The organism is Chitinophaga sp. CCNWYY40, assembly GCF_037483205.1.
Classification (GTDB): Bacteria; Bacteroidota; Bacteroidia; order Chitinophagales; family Chitinophagaceae; genus Chitinophaga; species Chitinophaga ginsengisegetis.
Window position 1 is genome coordinate 293,408 of the sequence record NZ_JBBHLF010000002.1, and the last position, 20,653, is coordinate 314,060.

The 20,653-nt window shown below is 44.9% G+C and carries 8 protein-coding genes; 7 read left to right on the forward strand and 1 reads right to left on the reverse strand.

What is annotated here, in order from left to right; translation table 11 throughout:
• Position 1: 1 nt before the first annotated feature.
• The 5 genes from V7S65_RS06840 (at position 2) to V7S65_RS06860 (ending at position 17,038) form a co-directional block, all read left to right on the forward strand.
• Positions 2-523, forward strand: coding sequence for a hypothetical protein (locus V7S65_RS06840; RefSeq protein ID WP_336388755.1), 522 nt, complete (start codon positions 2-4; stop codon positions 521-523).
• Positions 520-7,041, forward strand: coding sequence for a hypothetical protein (locus tag V7S65_RS06845; protein WP_336388754.1), 6,522 nt, complete (start codon positions 520-522; stop codon positions 7,039-7,041). Before V7S65_RS06840 ends, V7S65_RS06845 begins: the two co-directional genes overlap by 4 nt.
• An 18-nt stretch (positions 7,042-7,059) precedes the next feature.
• Positions 7,060-7,854: a hypothetical protein gene (locus V7S65_RS06850; RefSeq protein WP_336388753.1), complete on the forward strand. Its 795-nt coding sequence runs from the start codon at positions 7,060-7,062 to the stop codon at positions 7,852-7,854.
• A gap of 34 nt (positions 7,855-7,888) precedes the next feature.
• Positions 7,889-16,426 carry an RHS repeat domain-containing protein gene (locus tag V7S65_RS06855; RefSeq protein WP_336388752.1) on the forward strand — a complete coding sequence of 2,846 codons (8,538 nt, stop codon included), beginning with the start codon at positions 7,889-7,891 and terminating at the stop codon, positions 16,424-16,426.
• A 66-nt stretch (positions 16,427-16,492) separates the two neighbouring features.
• The gene (locus V7S65_RS06860; protein ID WP_339545380.1) at positions 16,493-17,038 is read left to right on the forward strand and encodes a hypothetical protein; all 546 of its coding nucleotides are present in this window, start codon (positions 16,493-16,495) and stop codon (positions 17,036-17,038) included.
• Positions 17,039-17,074: 36 nt separating this feature from the next.
• Here V7S65_RS06860 and V7S65_RS06865 read toward each other — a convergent pair whose 3' ends face one another.
• Positions 17,075-17,422 (reverse strand): helix-turn-helix domain-containing protein, encoded by a 348-nt coding sequence (locus V7S65_RS06865; protein ID WP_336388750.1) that lies wholly within the window; start codon positions 17,420-17,422, stop codon positions 17,075-17,077.
• 152 nt (positions 17,423-17,574) lie between these two features.
• Here V7S65_RS06865 and V7S65_RS06870 point away from each other — a divergent pair, with 152 nt between their 5' ends.
• Positions 17,575-17,835: a SymE family type I addiction module toxin gene (locus V7S65_RS06870; protein WP_336388749.1), complete on the forward strand. Its 261-nt coding sequence runs from the start codon at positions 17,575-17,577 to the stop codon at positions 17,833-17,835.
• The gene (locus V7S65_RS06875; protein ID WP_336388748.1) at positions 17,832-20,501 is read left to right on the forward strand and encodes a CHC2 zinc finger domain-containing protein; all 2,670 of its coding nucleotides are present in this window, start codon (positions 17,832-17,834) and stop codon (positions 20,499-20,501) included. Before V7S65_RS06870 ends, V7S65_RS06875 begins: the two co-directional genes overlap by 4 nt.
• The last annotated feature ends 152 nt before the right edge of the window (positions 20,502-20,653 follow it).

Below are 20,653 nucleotides of genomic sequence, written 5' to 3' on the forward strand. Positions count from 1 at the left end.
GATGAAATACTTAATAATATCTGTGATGATAGGGTTGTTAATGTCTGCCTGTCATTCAGGAAAGAAAGAAATAAAAGCTTTTTATGCCAACAATGGCCAGGCGCTGGTTCAGGAACAGGATGCAGGAGGTATCAGGGTAAGGGCCAGTTACCTCCCGGTGCAGTGGGAACGGATGCTGGGAAGGGAAAATCCGGATGCAGCGGGGGAAATGACATTTAAGTTAAACGTTGCCCTGCCAGCTTCCTCCGGGGAAGAAAGCCGGAAAATGCAGGCGGTAAGCGTGGATACCCTGTTTTGGCTGGTAGTGGGAAGTGATACGCTGGCGGCACAGTTTACGCAGCGAATTCCGAATGGAAGTACCTCTTCAGCAGAATACCTGACCACGTTCAAAAGGGCCGTGCCGGCAGGAACAGCTGTATTGTATTTCGTGATGAATGATTGGATGTATACGCATCATAAGTTGGTGTTTCCCTTCCAGGTTACACATATCAATAGTATTGACTCATTAAGCGGCAGGTTATGATTCCAGGAAACATAATATTCAGAAAGTCCATTGCAGTTTTTTTTCTAGGCTTGCTTGCCTTCCAGATATTGGTACCCTGCGCTGCATGGGCACTTACAACCGGTCCTTCTCAACCGGAAAGCAAACAGTTTGCGGAAGCAGGTACCAGTGAAACGGTCGACATGTTTACCGGTGCGTTTAAATACAATATTCCGATAATGGATATTGATGGTTACCCCATCAATTTAAATTACCAGTCCGGTGTAGGAATGGATGATGAGGCCAGCTGGGTAGGACTGGGCTGGAATCTCAATGTGGGCGCCATTAGCCGGAGCCTGAGAGGTATTCCGGATGATATGAACGGAGATAAGGTAATCACGGAACATTATACGGCGCCTAAAACAACAACCGGTGGCCGGGGAACTGTTAAAGCGGAGTTCTTTGGCGGGGCGAAACTGATTGGCCTGAAAGGCTCTTTGTCGCTCGGTATCTTCAGTGATACTTATACCGGGATAGGAGCGGAATTCGGCATAAATGCCGGTATCTCTCTTACACGCGGGAGTGGTGCCTTAACACCCGGACTGGGCGTGGGCCTGATGTCCAATACCAGTAACGGTGTGGATGTATCGCCTAATATCACGCTGGCTTTATATGATAAGTCGAATGAAAATAAGACCACAAACGTAGGGCTGTCGGCCAATCTAGGTTATAACACCCGCCAGGGGCTGAAAAGCCTCACACTGAACGGGTCTTTCGGTGTAACCACGAGAGATTGGGATAATCAAGCGGGTTCTTCTAGTTTCGATGTAGGTGGCATCGGATTCACTTATAACACACCACCTTTTTATCCGCATATCGGGGTACCCTATAGGTCTACCAACCGTAGCTACAGTATAGATGTAGGACCATCCGGCGCCGGTGCTTTTGCGGGTGTAGGACTTACCGGCTACCAGTATAAACGCGAAATACTGAACAGGATTAATACTAATCCGGCATACGGATACCTGTATGCTAACCAGGGTAAAGATGTGCCCAACGCAGTAATGGATTTCATGCGGGAGAAAGATAATGCAGTAATTCCCAACATGCCAAACATTGCGATTCCTATCGCTACGGCCGATATTTTTTCCTATTCCAGCCAGCTGGGAAGCGGGCAATTCCGCCTGCATCGCGGCGGTTCAGGAACGGTGTTTGACCCTGCTGTCAATGACGCGAATAACACCACTACCCTTGGAGCAGATCTGGGTTTTGGATTATACTTTCATGGTGGGGTCACGTTTTATAAGCAGGATGTATCCAACAAAACCGGGAAGTGGAAAAACAATAACCAATTCAATGAAGTAGCTGATTATAAGAACACCGATAATACCCTCGAAGAGCATGCCTATTTTAAGCAGATGGATGAGAAGAATGTGGGGAGCAATGAATATGAGACATTGATCAAAGGCGAAGACGTAGTGCATGTGTCTTTGGATGGACTCAGCAGTAAAAGTGAACTGAAAGACGGATATAATAATACTTATCCCATATCCACATCCAACCCGCTGACAAAGAAAGCAAGACAGGTAAGACGGAACGCCATTTCCTATCTTACCGCCTCAGAAACCTACAAGGGTGGCGTGATAAGAATGAAAGAAGATTACCGGGAGAACAAAGTAACTGGTTTTACACCAGCGCTGCCTTCCGCAGTAACAGAGTCAAGATATGGTACCCATCTTTCTGAATTTACGGTCACAGGAGACGACGGGAAAAGAATGGTATACAGCCTGCCCGTTTATAACAAGGTACAGGAAGAGTATTCATTTGCCACAGATCCGAATGCAGTGAAGGAGGAGGACAGAAACCTCGTAGGATTTTCGCTGAAACCCGATGGAGGAATCCAGCACAATTACGGCATTGATAAATATTTTCATAAGGAAACGCAGCCGGCATATGCATCGGCTTTCCTGTTGTCTGCGATATTGTCGCCCGATTATGTAGATGTAACAGGCGACGGTATTTCAGATGATGACCTGGGTACTGCCATTAAATTTAACTATACAAAGGTAAACGGTAATTACAAGTGGCGCTCTCCGATGAAGCCGAATAGGGCGCTGTATAACAAAGCATTGAATGCTGATCAGGATGATGATAAAAGTAGCATCGTATATGGGGAGAAGGAAATATGGTTGTTAAACTCCATCGAAACAAAAAACAAGGTCATGTTTTTCCTGTTGGACAGCAGGAATGATGCGTTAGGTGTTACCGGTATCACCGGCGTTATAGACAATACCGCCAGTGGCAGACAGCGTTGTTTGAAGGAAGTCCGCCTGTATTCGAAGAAAGATCTTACAACACCCATAAAAACAGCGGTATTCAACTATGAATACACGCTCTGTCAGAAAGTACCCAACCAGGCCGTTGCCGATAGTGGTAAACTTACCTTAACGGGTTTGCACTTTACCTATGGTGCTTCTACCAAAGGGAAACATTTTCCCTATACTTTCAAATATACGGGCAAGAATCCCGATTATGAGTATCTCTCTACCGACCGGTGGGGTAATTATAAAGCGGCCAAATCCGGTTTGAATAATTTAAATAATGACCGCTTCCCTTATAGTACACAGGATAAGGCGATCGCTGATCAGAATGCCAGTGCCTGGAATTTGACGGACATCAGTTTGCCAACAGGCGGAGAAATTCACGTAGATTATGAATCCGGCGATTACGCTTATGTACAGGATAAGCAGGCGATGCAGATGGTGGAACTGACGCAGTTGGTAGATAAAGACGGTAACCCGGAGCCGGACTTCTTTTTTGCCCGTGGATTTATGATCAATATTAAAGAAAGCCTGAACGGAGCCTCCGCAGAAGAGAAAAAAAATGATTTTATCAGGCGTTACCTGAATGGCGAAAGGGATTTTTACGCCAAGCTATTTGTGAATTTGACGGATAAACCCGACAATGGCACGGCTGAAAGTAGTTGCGATTATGTTCCGTGTTATGGAAAGGTGAAAGATGTGATAGAAAAATCCGGTGGAAATGTAGCGGTCATATTCGACACCATGGGCGAAGGGAATGTGACTTCGAATCCTTTCATTTTTGCCGCCTGGCAGAAAATGAGATTAGAGTATCCCAGGTATGCTTATCCTGGCTACAAGAACAGGATATCCGACGATATGCCTATACAGGCCGCATTGGGCGCCCTTGTGAACTCCATCAGTAACCTCAGTGAAATTACGGGGAACTTCTATAAAAGAGCGGAGCGGAAGAGATTTGCACGAAGTGTGGATCTGAAAAAGAGTTTTGGACGTATTGCAAAAGTGGATGGAATGAAACTGGGCGGTGCGGCCCGGGTGAAGCGTGTCAGAATATCAGATATCTGGAACACGATCAGTGGTGAGCCTTTAACAGGTGCAACCTACGGTCAGGAATATACGTATACCACTACCTGGAATGGAAAAATAATCAGCAGTGGTGTGGCCAGCTATGAGCCGGCAGTAGGGGGCGATGAAAATCCCCTGCGTTTACCGGTACCTTATACCGAAGATGTAAAGGGGGGCCTCAATAACTATTACTACCTGGAGAAACCCTTTGGAGAAACCTTATTCCCGTCACCGGTAGTGGGTTATAGCAAAGTGGTGGTGAAAAATCTGAATGCTGAAGGCGTGGTGGAAGCTGCTCCTAAAACGGGATGGGTACAGCATGAGTTCTATACCTCAAAGGATTTTCCGGTACAGGTAAGCTATGATCAAAGTCCGGACGCCTATAATTATGATTCCAAAGGTTGGTTTAGTTTTATTGGTTCCAATGTAGCACATGAACTGGTGTTATCCCAGGGGTATGTGGTGAAACTGAACGACATGCATGGCAAGCCAAAAGCAGAAAGAGTATTTAACCAGTCGGGCGCGGAGATTGCCAGCACAAGTTACTACTTCAATGCAAAGCCACTGGGGGTAGGCACGCAAACGCTCGTGAATAACGTGGATGTAGTGAACGAAAAAGGAGAGATTACGCAGAACCAGGTTATCGGTAGAGAGATAGAAATGATAGTAGACATGCGGGAAGAAGAAACCAGTAACACAGGCCGGACCATCCGCGCGGGTTTTGATATGATACCCGGTTTCCCGATACCGTGGGTGATCCCACACTGGCCCATGAGTCAGAACGATGAGTACCGGTTGTTCCGTTCAGCATCTGTGTTAAAAACCGTGCAATATTCCGGGGTACTGGACCGGGTCGTGAAAACCATTAATGGATCTACTGTTACCACCAAAAATACCTTGTACGATGCTATTACCGGCGATCCGGTAGTCACCACTACCAATAACGAATTTGATGATCCCGTATACCAGGTAAATATGCCGGCATACTGGATGAATAGCGGCATGTCTGGCGCTTATAAAAATAACAATGCCCTTATCCGGAATTTCGAGACAGATTTCAAAGGGAAAATTCTATCCACGTTTACCAGCTTTGTGACTACAGGAGATGAATTGATTGATCTGAAGGAGCAGAATTCAATTTACTGGGTGGTAAAAACACTGACCAAAGGAGACCAGGACCCATCCTATAAGCTTATCAACAAGGACGGGATTGTGGCGAAGAATTTTAAAAGCGACGTAAAGTTAGCCCGCTCCGGATACCGGAACCAACTGACGGCCCCCGGAGCTTCCGTGGTGTGTTTGAAAAACCCGGTACAAAATGGAGCTTTCCGTTTTACAACAGATACAAACGACGAACTGGCTTCCCTGGGTGTGCTGGATGCCAATGTAACATTGTACGATCAATCCTGGGGCGCCCGGCTTAAAATGGAGGGCATTCCAGATCCGTATGTCTATGAGCGCCCCGACAGAGGCGTGTATATCAGAAATCCTAATGCAAACGACCGCATGTGGCCCTATTATGCGCTGTATAAAGATTCCCAGGATGGGAATGACGGAACCAGCTTTTATGATCAGAATGGTACGGAATACGGTAACAGAAAGGGGTATTTCTGGGGAGGGAATGGCAACACCGGAAGATTAACGGCCATTGGGATGTATCCCAGGTATAAGAATCCGCTAAATAATCCGCTTTGGTATTCTTACAACACCAACATAACATTGGAACCAGCTGCCAGCTATTCTCTTGGTCTGGGTGGTAATGATGAGGTGTATGTATATATCGATGGTGTGGAAGTGAGAAAGCTCACGGAAGAGAAGCTAAGCAATCATAGAAAATGGCATGTTTTTGAATTACCGAACCTGCTTCCTGGTAAGCATAATTTCCGGGTCATGGGTCGTAATTCCAAGGATCAGGAAGCCGGTTTTGCTGCGGAGATCTATAATAAATCGGCTTATGAATTATATAGCACCGGTAATTATACAAATATTATCGCTTATTCATCGGAAGATCTGATACGTTATCCCGCCAATGTAGAGGAACTTCAGGGGGCGTTAGGTACGCTGATAAGTAAAGAGGATTATGTCACACCTATCATTTTTCAGATGAATCCTTTCTTGTATGGATTCCTCGGAAACTGGCGCCCAATAGAGCAGAAAGCTTTCCTGGTGAACAGGATCGGGCAGCAGCTGTCTATCCCTGATATCAGGAAGGGTGGGACTTATCAGAACTTTACTCCTTACTGGTATTTCTCAGTGACCGATAATTTGTGGAAGCCCACTTATGTGAATAATGAAAAATGGGTCAGCACCGGTACTGCCACTCTTTTTGACGCCCAGGGAAATGGCCTGGAATCAAAAGATCCATTGGGGATTTTCAAAAGCGCACTGTTTAGTTTTAATAATACACTTACCGCCGCTGTGGCTTCCAATGCGATGCAGCGGGAAATATTTTATGATGGATTTGAGGATTATGCATATCGGGTGAAGGCCATTCCGGAAAATAGTAATCCGAAAGACAGCTTCAACATGTTCGTGATGATCCGCGACAAGGGACAGTATGCAGACTGGCTGGATAACAAAATCGCTCACACCGGTAAATACAGCCTGAAACTAAACAGCCCACTGGTATTATACACGCGGCCGCATGAAAATGTGCACCATACCCTGCCTTACCTGGATTTTTCTGACCTGGGTGAATATATGCGTACGACCAGGCCTAATGTTTACCCGATGGGATTTGCGCCGAAGCCAGGTGCAGAGTACATTTTTTCTGCCTGGGTAAAAGATGCACAACCTGCTGGTAGTACCTCCGATCTGAAAGTGAGTATTAATGACGTTGACCGGCCCCTCACAGTAAAAGCTTCGGTAGAAGGATGGAAGCTGGTAGAGCTCAGATTTTATGCGGGTCCAACCGCATCTTCTACTGCCCTAACCCTGTCTGCAGGCAGTGCTACCAGGATAGACGACATACGTATTTTACCTGTTGCCGGCAATATTAAAACCTATGCATATGATCCTCAAAACCAGCGACTCATGGCGCAATTGGATGAAAATAACCTGGCCACACTGTATGAGTATGATGATGAAGGTACCCTGATCAGGTTAAAGAAGGAAACAGACCGGGGAATCATGACGATTAAAGAAAACCGCTCTTCTTACAGGGCGAAAAATTAACCGCTTTAATATTGAAAGATGAAGAAGTATCATATAAGTGGAAAGTTTATCATTTTATTCATGGCGGCAGTAATGGTGGTTGGATTTGCTATAGGCGCCAGGCCCTTGCTGAGCAGCTGGTGGCCTTCTTTGAAAGAACAGGCGCCGGTAGCGGAAGAAGCAACCCATTTTCAACGAGAGGATGCTGCGTTGCTCGGACAGATCATTGCTATTTACAGGCGTATCGATACGTTGTCTGTGATTGATATGGGAGGTAGTATCCGGATCAGTGATCCGGCGGAGCCGACAGAAAATGTGAATGCCACATTTAATTATTGCAGGAGAAATGCAGAAATGTATTATCAGCTGGGCGATAATGAAATGATCCAGCTGAAAGACGTGTGTATTTCGGCTAACCGGGGAATTGAGAAACTATTTGTTTCACCTCCCAAAGAGGTAGTGGCGGCTCCCCAGTTAGCGGTGGATAGTATCATTGCACTCTGGGAGAGCGATAGCTATGCTATCAATACCACGCACACCGATAATTTAACAACCGTGCAACTGCTTTGTGAACGCCATGTTACCTGTAAGGAGTTGAAAATTACCTATGACCGTAGTGCCGGGAAATTGAACAGCATTTATATGCGCTTAACCAACCTGGAAGATCCGCTGAACAGGGAGATGGACAGGGAGATCACCACGGTTTTCAATAAATGGAATGAGGTGATTACAGATGGCCGCCGGCTTAGTTTGTCTACCTACCTGCAGAAGGAAGGAGCAGGCTGGAAACCTGCTGCGGCCTATAGTAATTTCAGATTAATATCAACGCTTTAAGTGTTAACCTATTCACCATTAATGCCCTTTACCTATGGGTTATAGAAAATTAAATATTCTCTGTTACAGTGTATGCTGTGCACTGTTGTTGCTGCTGGGAACGATTCATGTTGCCAGCGCGCAGGTAGAGTCCTACCAGAAACGGCTGCAGGGAAAGATAAAAAAAGGAGATACCCTTGTTATTAAGGATGAAAAATTCCGGAATGATGCCTTTGACTGGAAATCGATCAATAACAAGCTCGTAAATAACGTCGTTACTTTCGGTTTGTACCGGGATTCTACCTACCGGATCGATAAGCCTTTCAAGTGCGAACTCGATCTGAAAATAGAATACTGGAGTCAGCCCGACCAGGACGACCCGATCACCATTGAGCATGCGCGGTTGAATATTGATTATGATACCGCCTGGCTGGCGCCCTACCAGGGAGAAAATATTTATTCTTTTACCAATGCCTATAAGGTAAAATTAACGATCAACGATATCACGAGCAAAGAGCTGGGTACCGATCTGCCGGCAATTTTTTCGTTGAAAGGAGAAGTAATAGTAGACCGGCAATATATCTCCAGTAAGGAAGAGGAATTGTCGATGACAGCATTTTTTAAATCCGGGGAAACGGACGTTGCTCCAAAAAAGCAGGGAAAAGCAGCTGTCACTCCTATGGGTGCTACACCAAATACGCCACCTTTAACGGGTATTATAAACGTTAACTGGAATGAGATCATACCCGGGCAGGAATATGACCTGGAGTGGACCTATATTGACGATGAATCCACCAATGGGCAGTTCATCACTGCAAACCGTTCCTCGATAACGGATGCGCAGCTGGAAGCGATGTTCCGGAATAATTCCACCCGTATCACCACCGATCAGCATAACTACGATATCACGCTTTTGCATAGCAGCAAATACCTGTTGCTCCGTATCCGTTATGTGATCTATGTAAATGGTTTCCGGGAAGAACATCCATGGGTTTACCAGGTAAAGCTGGCAAGCGGAGAGGTGGCGAGGGTACTGGATCTGGATTGGCATCAACCTGGGTTTAATTGGCAATTCAGCGCCAGTTATGCGGAAGGGGGTAAGAAAAAAGAAGTAGTCGCTTATTTTGATGGGATTTTAAAGAACCGGCAAACGGTTACCATCAACAACACGGATAAGAATGTAGTATTGCAGGAGAATGTGTACGACGAGTATGGAAGGGTAGCGGCTAATATTTTGCCTGCCCCTATTAACGCAACTGCTTTAACGTACTATGGGAGGCAAAATCTGAACGCCCTCAACAAAGTATATTCCTACAAGGACATTTACAACAACAGCACAGGTGTCTGTGTCGTAAAGCCAGCGCCATTGGGAACGACGGGGGGCGCCGGTATGTACTATTCATCCGCCAATCCTTTTAAAGCGACGGACGCATCGATGAACTATGTTCCTGATGCCAGCGGATATCCTTTTGCCATTACTGCCTATACCAATGATAATACCGGTCGTGTGCGGGTAAAGGGTGGAGTGGGAGATGTAATGCAGCCTAACCAGGACGAAGCATTGAATCATTCCACCAGGTACTTCTATGGAAAACCTGTGCAATGGGAACTGGACCGGCTTTTCGGTTCAAGCGCGGGAAAGGCTTCGCACTTTTTGAAGAATATGACCATTGACCCCAATGGGCAGATCAGTATCAGCTACCTGAATGCTTCCGGTAAGCCGGTGGCCACAGCTTTAAGCGGTGGATCACCCGATAATGTGTTACCCCTGGCTTCGAAAGGCGTTTCAGAATTGGTGGATGTACCCGTGTTGGAACCAGAGTCGTTTGTGTTTGATCCACAGGAGCTGAAACTGAAGGGGGCCGCTACCTATCTCTGCGCAGTGCCGGATCATAATGCCAGCATCAGGTACCGGATAGATAAGCTGATCAAGAAGTATAAAGAGAATGCGGTAGAGATCTGCAGTAATTGCTATTATGAACTGAAGATTGATGTATATGATGATTGTAATAACAAGGTAGACGCGAATATAACACCGATCAAGATTGGCAGTCTTACCCCCAACTGTGCGGACGATGGTAGTGTAGAAAACAGCTTTGTGGTAGACCTGGGAAAGGCCGGCGAGTATAGCATCCGCTTTGAATTGTCGCTGAATCCTGATGTCATTGCTGCCTATACTGACGACTTTATCAAGCGTAACACCAATTTGCAGCCGGAGTTCTATTTTATTATCAACCAACTGAGAACGACCGACTTCTCCGGCTGCGTGAGTGATTGTCATACTTGTGAAGTAGCGTTGGGTACTAAAGCGGAATTTCAACAGAAGGTATGGCAGAGAATCGCCGACAATCAGGTGAATGCGACCTTGTACACCAATGACATCAATAATTGGAGCGGCCCCTTGTACGACATATTGAAGATGAGGTGCACTATTGCCTTGTTGAACTGCGTACCTGATCCCTGTAAGGAGTTAAAAGAAACCCTGAAGCAGGATGTAAGTCCGGGTGGACAGTATGCGCAGTTCGACAGCTATGGCCGGCCGCTGGAACAGGCTGTGAATATACTGGCAATTTATTTCAGAACAATATTCCCGGTCGATACTGTTGGTGGTTCCAGTTATGAGTCAACCAGGATCATCAATGTTGATGGGATAAGTATATCGCCCTGTGATGCCAACTTTACATTGGAGGACCTGGTAAAGAACTGGAGACCGGAATGGGCAGATCTGTTTTTGCCATATCATTGGGAGTATTGTGCCCTGGAAAGCTGTGAAAGCTTGTCTGCTGTGAAGCGTTGGGATGAAAAGATCACTTCCTTGTGTTTAAAAGCATCGGACCTTCCTAAATATGTGGGTAGTAATTATGATCGTAATAATCCGACCTGGTTATTGAATGCCGATCCTTTTGCAACAAACACCGCAGCGCAGCCGTTCATTGGTAGTTTTGTGAATGATCTGAACAATTATTCCAGGAACCGGACGCCGTTTAAAAGCAGCACTTACAATAACAAGAATATTTGGCAGTATGTTGATTATCTGCTCTATTGTGCCGATAGCACAGGCAATACCAATGCTACTGCAGATGTAACTTTTGTATCCCGTTGGAATAATTGTGTACCACAAACGCAGTGCCGGGTACCTGACAGGGAATGGCTGGCTTATGCGGAGTATTATTTCCAGTTGAAGGAGATCTATTATCAACGTATCCGCGATGCCAGGTGCGGTGATATCTGTAAAATAGGTCGACCGCTGCCAATGCTGGGAGAAAGTTGTGCCACCGTGTCAGACTTTTCTTTTGCAGAAGATTCATTGGGCAATTGCAGTGCCGGAACAAAGCGGGTGCGGGTTAATTTTGAAGGAAACCGTTTTGCTACGGAAACGCGGGTGGCTGTTACATATTCCACAGGGACAACCAATACTTCAGAGATATTAATATTTGGTGCAGGAGATCGATATAAGACGATATGCATACCACAATATCTTCCTTTGAGTGTGTTAAAAGTAGATTCGGTTTATTGCAGGAACAGTGGGGCTGTGTCTTTCCCTCCGAAAGGGCCCGTTACGCTGCCATGCAGGACCGATTATACGGTGGAGGTGGATCAAATAATACATAGTACATTAGGTTATAAGATAACATTTTCGTCTCCGCTATCAACTGATGTTGAGTATGTATTTACTCTGAAAATTGGGACAAATCCAAACAATATAGTTACTGTTAAGATGAACCCACCTGATCCGGTTTATATTGGGTCAGTCTATATTGGTACTGATAGTCCAACGCCGGCAGAACAGCAAATTACGGTACTTTCTTATACCTGTAACGACCCCACCGGCGGCTGTTCTCCTTTATTCAGGAATAAAATCTCCCGTATGGAGAGAATTGACTATGATCAGACTTTCTCCATGAATCCGGATTCTTTAAGGAACGATGGTTTTGCACAGATAGCGAACCTGGTGGCAGACAATTGTGCCAATAATGCAGATGTATGGATGTCGCAATTAGAGGAAGGACTGAGTGGCTATACTTCTATAAAAAGAGATGCGCTTCGTCAGAAATTGATTGAAGTGTGCAAACTGGGTGGGGATACTGCTCACTTAAACGGTGCGAGTGCGGCAGTGCCTGGTGCTACTGCGGAGGGTTATCGTTCCTTTAAGGATGTGATGTTGGGTGTATTGGGCACGGGTAGTATTACAATGAAGAATAATCCCTGGATTCTTTCCGGGCCATATCCATTTAATGTGAAGGCACAAACAGCAGAAGCGGTTATCGGCAACACGAACCCGGCTATCTGCGCCCGTTTGAGTGCTTTGCAGGCAACCTATAACAACAATGCTGCGGGACGCACATTCTTAAAATACCTTACAGATACGTATGGCAGTGCGATGAATCTCAAACAGGAGGAATTGGATCAGCTGATAAAAAGTTGTGGTAACTGCCGGTATCTGCTGGCCAGCCAGCTTACACTGCCGGTATTCCTGGAAGTAAATACAAAAGGATGTATTACACCTGCAGAGTTCACTGCCGGAATGACGGCTCTTAACCAGGAGCCATGGTCAGGTGGACTGGATAACACGAAGGATAACTATGAAACCATTGTAGCTACTTATCTGAACCATCGCTGGGGCTTTTCACTCGGGTATTTGGATTATGATGACTACAGGCAGAAGGTAACGGCGGGTACTTCGGCGTTGCTCTGCAATGAGCCGGTGTTCAGGTCAGTAACCCCTGATCCTGCTGAGTGTTTGATGGGAATGATAGATGGAGCAATTGCGGGTGGTCGTCGTCGTTATGTTGTATATATTGATTCTGTACGACAGGATTTCCGTAGACAATACGTTACCGTATGTGCAGGTACAAAGGCTACCGCGAATCTGAAAACGCGACAACAGCTTTATCATTTCACGCTTTATTATTATGATCAGGCGGGTAACCTGGTGAGGACGGTACCTCCGGAAGGGGTGGATGTACTAAGTACGGAAAGATTGAATACCACCACCACGGAAGTTCCGGCTGACTTTACCTGTAACTACAATGGCGCTATCGTTAATACAAGTTTGCCATTGACATTGACAGAACTGACTAATTCATTGAATATTCAGACCGGTATATCGGTAGAAATGTGGATTAAAGGCCGGTCAACTGGAGCTACACAGGTGTTGACTCCTACCTCCAATAACAATTACTTCTTTACTACCTGCATTAGCAGCACCTATTGCTATGTCTCGATTTATAAGATGAATCCGGAGACTAATGCTATCAATATCGTGAACAGTAGTCATATAGCGGTGCCCATTACGGCTTTTAGAGGTGGCGACTGGCTGCACCTGGTAGTACAGGGAAGTAATTTGATGGATGGGGTACTGAGTACCTATGTAAATGGTCAATTACTGAATAGTGATACGAAAGCACCACCGGCGCCTTGCACCTGGGAGATTGTGGTTGGTACAGGTGGAGTATCTATCACCAGTGATCTCAGTGATCTGAAGCACTTAAGAACATATAACCGTCAGCTTACGGCTGATGAAATATGGACCAACTCCCAGGAGCCTTGTATGGCACAGATGGCGGGCCTGGACGCGAGGCGCTTCTGGGGGCGTTATAATGTACCGGCTAACGGTGCACCGGGAACAGTGGGCGGTCCGAACTCCAACATTGAAGTACGTCCTATGCCAGTGCAGCCTCAACACAGGCTTGCTACCGATTATGCCTATACTTCTTTAAACCAGGTATCGAAACAGAAGACTCCGGATGCCGGTGTCAGCGGTTTCTGGTACGATTACCTGGGAAGACTGATTGCCTCACGAAATGCAAAACAGTGGGCCCGAAATAACAATTATAACTATTCAGTATATGATGCACTTGGCCGTATTACAGAGAATGGCGAGGTTTTTAGTAACGTCAGTATTTTTGAACCAGGATTTATTACAAGCTATGGGGATTTATTAGTGAATCCGATTTCAAATCCTGAGCGCATTTATACTTTCTACGACAGCCCCATGCTACCCTCCAGCATAGGTACACAGGATAACCTTAGAAACAGGGTCTCCGCTCAGTACCGGTACGTTGCCGCCCCTACAGGAGGAACTACGACTGATAATTTTGTTTACAGCTATGATCTGCTTGGGAATGTGAAAACGTTCTGGCATGGGAATGGGTTGTACGACTACAAACAGACAGATTACAATTATGACCTGATCAGTGGAAAAGTGAATGCAGTTCGTTATCAGCCCGGAAAAGATGATCAGTTCTATTATGCCTATACATATGATGCGGAAAACAGGTTAGTAGAGGCAAAATCCGGTATCAGCAGCGTATCTGTCGACAAGTGGGAGATTAGTGGTGCGGTTACAGATGCCTACTATCGCTACTATAAACATGGCCCACTCAGCCGCATGGAGTATCTTCGTAATGCCGTACAGGGTATCGATTACGCCTATACGTTGCAAGGTTGGTTGAAAGGTATTAACGGCAACTATCTCTCGCCAGCATCCGATATGGGAAGGGATGGTGACCCTTCGGGAACGAAGGCGCATTTTGCCAAAGACGTAGCCTCGTATACACTGGATTACTTCCAGGGTGACTATACCCCTATTGGCAAGCCTCCCACTGTTACGAATCCGTTCGCATTGAAATGGGAGGGTAAGGCCGCTGATATTGCAGGGCAGGATTTGTATAATGGCAACATCGCCCGTTCAGAGCTTGCCCTGAAAGGCATAAACGGAGGAAATCCGATAGGCTATAGCTACCGCTACGACCAGTTGAACCGGTTACGAACCATGCGTCAGCATACACTAGCGGGAGGGGCCACCACCTGGGAAATGGGTACTACTCCTCCAACACCCTATGCAGAAGATATTACTTATGATGCCAGCGGTAATATTCTCACGTATAACCGTAATAACATGAGCGGTGCACCGATGGACCGGCTCACTTATAACTATCCGCGGAATAGTAGCGGGCAGCTTACCCGTAACCGGTTGAGATATGTCAGGGATGGGATCGCATTGCCACTTTACCCAGGTGTCGATATTGGAAATCAGGCTCCAGCTGTAGAAACAGCAAGTGAGATTGGGAATGTAGCGGGTGACGCCTACCAGTATGACGAAATTGGTAACCTGATAAAGGATGGAAACGACGTATCTGAAATAGAATGGAATATTATTGGAAAAATCAAGAGTTTTAAGAAAGGAACGCTTAAAACAGAGTATTTTTACGATCCGGCAGGTAACAGGTCCAGGAAAGTGGTGGAAACGTCTGCGCAAAACTTTACTACCACCTTTTATGAAAGGGACGTAAACGGGAACGTGTTAGCTACCTACGAACAAAAAACAGGTTCAGCAGATATTATATGGAAAGAGCAGTATCTTTATGGTAGCAGCCGTTTGGGTGTGTGGAAGCCTAATATGAAACTGGGCTCTACTGCAACAAAGGATGCCCTATGGACCGCATTTAATAACCGGGAATACGAGATTACGAATCACCTGGGAAATGTGCTGACCACGATTACGGATAACAAGACACCAACCGGTAGCGTGTATGATGTGACGCTTAGCAGTGCCGTGGATTATTCGCCGTTTGGAATGCAGTTGGTTGGAAGGAAGATGAATGGAGGTGGGTATCGTTATGGGTTTAATGGGAAGGAGAATGATAATGAGGTGAAGGGAGAGGGGAATCAGCAGGATTATGGGATGCGGATTTATGATCCGAGGATAGGGAAGTTCTTAAGTGTGGATCCGTTAAGTGCAGAATACCCATGGAATAGTACTTATGCTTTTGCGGAGAATGATGTTATAAGGAGTATCGATTTAGATGGTGCGGAGAAATTGCCCTATTTTCTAGCTTTTCCAAATTCGGGTAAAGGTACAGGAATGGATTATCTCAATGCCTTTAATAATGCGGGTATAGATCTATTAAATCTTGTCCCAACAGTTTGGAATAGTGGAGTAGATACATATCAAAGTTTAAGGAAAGGAACTTATATACATGATCTGACAACAGAGGGAAAACAGGTAGGTGCTAGTTTGGGACAGGGAGCAGTTACCGTGTGGAACCATCCGATACAATCACTTACATCTCCAGATGCCTTAAGGATAGGGGCAGGTATTTATTTAGGGGGAAAACTTGCTTTGCCTAAGGGGGGATCTAAAGGGAGTTTATTAGCATCAGCAAGTGTAGATGGGCTTACAATAGCAGAAAAAGCAGTTGTTACCTTTGATAGAGAAAGTAGCATGACATTCGCATATTATAATGAAAAGCCGTTAGGATGGTATGAGTTTTCAGCACAGAAGGGATTAGAGCTTGACTTGAATATTCCAGTTGATCTTCAGAAAAAGGGTTTGGCAACTCAAATATTTGAAGATGCAATGAAAGTGACGGATGCCAAAAAGTTTACAGGTACTTGGGTTTTAGATGATAGATATCCTGGTGGAATGTCTACGAATCTGCAAGAATATAGAAAAGCTATGGGCAGTGGTTTGACAGACAAAGAAGCGGCATGGGCAACCCCATCTGGAGGACTGGCAAAGAAGGCTGGTTTTACAAAAGTTGATGTAAACAATTTACCTAATGGTGTAGAAGCCACATTTACGAAATAATTTATGAGACAGATTTGTATTAGTTCCGATGTACAGACTACTTATATAACATTTAATTATAGAGATTTGTTAGATATTCATATGTTAAGTTTGGATCAACTAACAGAAGAGGTTCCGTTGTTGCAACTAAGAGATGAACGGATTAAATCGCTAGAGGGCGAATTAAACGATATTATTTCTGACTTGCTATTAAATAGGGCTACCAACTATTATGAGGGAGTTACTATAATGAGATATAAAGATAAGTCGGTTAAGCTGAATTTTAGGAATAGTCAGGATTTTTATCTTGGAGCACTAATTAATCTCTTTGATATTGTAGCCCTCTGTAATAAGATGGAAGGAGGCTTGTATATTTATAATAGAAATTTATTTCAAGAATATCAAAGTGATAGCATTTTATCTTTTCTGCGAGTTCATTATCGATTAAGTCGAGAGGGACTTAAAGAAGGGCTTAATGAGTTATGGAAAAGGGCATCGAGAAATAAAGATAAATCAATAGATTATCAAGAATTAGATGCTGGATTAAATCATCTGCAGTATTATGGACTAGTGTTTTACGATGGCAGTCAAAAAGAATATCAACTTACCGCTAGAGGTTATATGTTTTATTAGTTTTTAATAACCCCGGTCAACGACCGGGGTTATTATTTATTTATGCGCAAATGCTTTTTTTGTCCTGGCATTTTGTAACAGACTATCAATAGTATATAAAATGCAGTGTTTATCTTCTTCAGGTAATGAGCTGATCTCATTAAGGCGCTGCAACATAGCGGGATCTTTAAACGTATTACTGTTGGCAGCTTCGCCTAGTAAATAGCCTACGGTGGTGTCCAGGAGTCGGGCTAAGGTTTTAGCCACTTCAATAGAAGGGAGCATCTCATCGCGTTCATACTTACCCACGACAGTATAAGAAGTCTTCATTTGCTTTGCTAACTCTTGCTGGGAGAGGCTTTTAGCTTCCCTACACTCTCTTACTCTTTTACCGAAAGTAGCCATTTTATAAACTGGATTAGGTACTAAATGACCGTATAATACGGTGTTTGTACAAATATATAGTACTTAAAGGCTACAGAAAAATCTAAAAAAGTTTGTCAAATAAATATGATTAAGTATGTTTGTATCGGATTAGGTACAAAAAAATATTTTTTATGTTGACAAGCAATAACAGACAAATCAAACTTCAACCGAAACACCGGGATCAATCAGGGAACCATACCGTAGTACCCTGGCTCAATATCAGCGGTGTGTGGTTGGAGGAACTGGGTTTTAAAGTGGGCGATATGGTAAAGATTACCACCCGTGACAGGTTGCTGATCATAGAACCACTGGACGGAACAGAGCAGGTAGCGCATGAGTATAAATCAGCCTTACAGGAAATGAAGCAGACGCTGAAAAAGCTGGCACAATGAATATAGCGGAGATTAAGCAGCAGCTTACGTTATCGGCTGTATTGCAGCATTATGGCTTAAAACCAGATAAGCATCTGCGGTTACACTGTCCGTTCCATGATGATAAAACGCCTAGCCTGCAGGTGTACTATAAAACGCATACCTGTTATTGTTTTAGTTCTAACTGTAAAACACATGGCAAGGCATTAGACGTGATTGATTTTGTGATGCATAAGGAAAGCTGCAGCAAACATGAGGCTATCCAGAAGTGCAAACAATTAATCGGTGGCCCCGTATATCAAACTTACGTTCCCTCACCGCCCGGTATATCTATACTGGGCAATATGTTTATCTATTTTAGGAATGCGGTACATCACAGCAAGCCAGCGCAGGAGTATATAGGTAGCCGTGGGCTGGATGCTACTGTTTTAGAGATCGGTTATAATACGGCGCAGTTCCATCATGGCAACCGTAAAGATGCAAGCCTTATCGGGCCTTGTGTAGAAGTGGGGTTGTTATCGCCGTGGGGAACCAATACCCGTGAAGGTGGGCAGGCATATAAACCTTTTGCCAAGTATTGTATCGTGTTCGCGTTGCGTGACAGCGGTAACCAGGTGAGTGGCCTTTACTTCCGTAGTACGATTAACGATGATGAGCAGAAACATTTTTATTTAAAAGACCGTCGGGGTCTTTATCCGGGTTATCCCAAACCGGACACGCAGCGTTTAATCCTTACCGAAGCTATTATAGATGCAGCCACATTACTACAGCAATCTTTTATTACAAAGGATTACAGTGTACTATCCTGCTACGGTACCAATGGTTTTACAAATGAACACTGGGCGGCAGTTAAATCTTTAGCAGTCTTACAGGAAATCATTTTTGCTTTTGATGGGGATGATGCAGGGAATAAAGCGGCAGCTAAATATGCGGCGCAGCTGCGGGAGCAGCTGCCGCATATTATTATTACTACGCTTATCCTTCCTGTTGGCGAGGATATAAACAGTATGGCGCTATCCCATGAACCGGATATTTTTGTTCACCTGCTTAGTGAGCGAAAAGAATTTTTTCTTTCATCTGAAAAAACAATACCGGAACCCGCTACGGTGGCTACAGAAAAGGGGCCATCACCTGGTGGTCTGGATACGACGAATCCTTATAAACTTTGCTATAGCACGGACCATACTTTTTATTATGTGCAGGGAGGTATCAGCAAGCAGCTGGATAGTATGAAAGTTACGCTGGTAGTAGAGCGGAAGGATAACAGCCAGAAAAGCCGTAACAAGCTGGATCTTTACGAAGATAAGCAGGTGGATAAAGTGAGCAGGGAGGTGAGCGAAAAACTGCTATTGGATAAATCCTTACTGGAAGCTGATTTATACCGGTTAACGGATCTGCTGGACGAGTACCGGGAAAAGGATCTTATTACACCGGGAGGGGATAACGGAGCTGTTACAGGCGTGTATCCGCTTACGTTACAGGAGCGCACGGCAGCAGAAACCTTTTTAAAGGAAGGTGATCTGATAACCAGATTAAATGATCTGTTGGGTCAGGCAGGTATAGTAGGAGAGGAAACGAACCGTTTATTTTTACTGCTAATCGCTATCAGTTATAAGATGCCTGAAACCTTACACGCGCTGATACAAGGCAGTAGCGGCAGCGGAAAGACCCGGCTGTTAAAACAAATATCTGATTGCATCCCACAGGAGAAAGTAACGAAGCTCACCCGTGTTAGTGATAAAGTATTATATAATTACCCGGAGCATTATTTTGTAAACCGGTTGCTATGCCTTGAAGATATAGACGGGCTTAGTGAAGAAGCAGAGTTTGCATTTAGGGAGCTACAGAGCAACGGAGAGCTGAACAGTGCCACCAGTATCAAGCTGGATAACGGACAGATCACCAGCGGCCAGAAAACAGTAAAGGGGCCTATTGCGTCCCTTGCGTGTACTACCCGTGGAGAAATCTATGAGGATAATATGAGCCGTGTGTTCCTGCTGGCAGTGGATGAAAGCGCGGATCAGACCAGCCGCATTATTAATTACCAGAATAATAAAGCATCTGGTCAGATCGACAGTAAGCAGGAACAGGACACCAAACGTTTTATACAAAACCTTGTGCGGTGTTTACAGTCGTGCCAGGTGGTTAACCCCTATGCCAGCAAGCTACAGCTGCCGCAGGACGCACATAAGATCCGTCGTTTAAATGACCTGTTTTTAAACTTTGTAAAAATGGTTACATTGGTACATCAGTACCAGCGAAAAAAGGATAGTAAAGGCCGTTTAATCACAGAAATATCCGATCTTGAAACGGCGGTAGCTATTATGTTCGATAGTATTGTGCTGAAGGTGGACGAGCTGGATGGAAGTCTGCGACAGTTTTTTGAACAGCTGAAGTGCTGGCTACGCAAGGAATACAGCGAAAACTATAAAACGGCTGCCTTTAGTCTGCGGGAAGTTCGTCAGGGACTGCGTTGCAGTAAAATGCAGGTGTTCCGTTGTTTTAATGATCTTAGCCGCTTAGAGTATGTTCGTCAGCAGGGCGGCCATGCTAACCGTGGATTTACCTATCAGGTAATCTATTGGGATAATTACGAAGCCTTACGGGCAAGGGTGAAGCAGCACCTGCAAACGCAAATCGATCTGCTTAGAAATGTTACGCCAGCCCCCTCTATGTTACACCAGTGAAACACCAGCGAAACGCCAGAATCCTCTGCCATAGCCAAAATGTGCGCTGGCGTAACGCGTAACAAAAAAGTGCTCAAGCCCTACTTTAGAAAAACGTCATACTTATACCAGAATCGCCATACCGTTAACCCATCCTTTTATTTTATCACAAA

Coding starts and splice junctions, on each gene's coding strand:
- V7S65_RS06850 (WP_336388753.1), top strand. CDS start 7,060: ATGAAGAAGTATCATATAAGTGGAAAGTTTATCATTTTATTCATGGCG.
- V7S65_RS06855 (WP_336388752.1), top strand. CDS start 7,889: ATGGGTTATAGAAAATTAAATATTCTCTGTTACAGTGTATGCTGTGCA.
- V7S65_RS06875 (WP_336388748.1), top strand. CDS start 17,832: ATGAATATAGCGGAGATTAAGCAGCAGCTTACGTTATCGGCTGTATTG.
- V7S65_RS06870 (WP_336388749.1), top strand. CDS start 17,575: ATGTTGACAAGCAATAACAGACAAATCAAACTTCAACCGAAACACCGG.
- V7S65_RS06840 (WP_336388755.1), top strand. CDS start 2: ATGAAATACTTAATAATATCTGTGATGATAGGGTTGTTAATGTCTGCC.
- V7S65_RS06865 (WP_336388750.1), bottom strand. CDS start 17,422: ATGGCTACTTTCGGTAAAAGAGTAAGAGAGTGTAGGGAAGCTAAAAGC.
- V7S65_RS06845 (WP_336388754.1), top strand. CDS start 520: ATGATTCCAGGAAACATAATATTCAGAAAGTCCATTGCAGTTTTTTTT.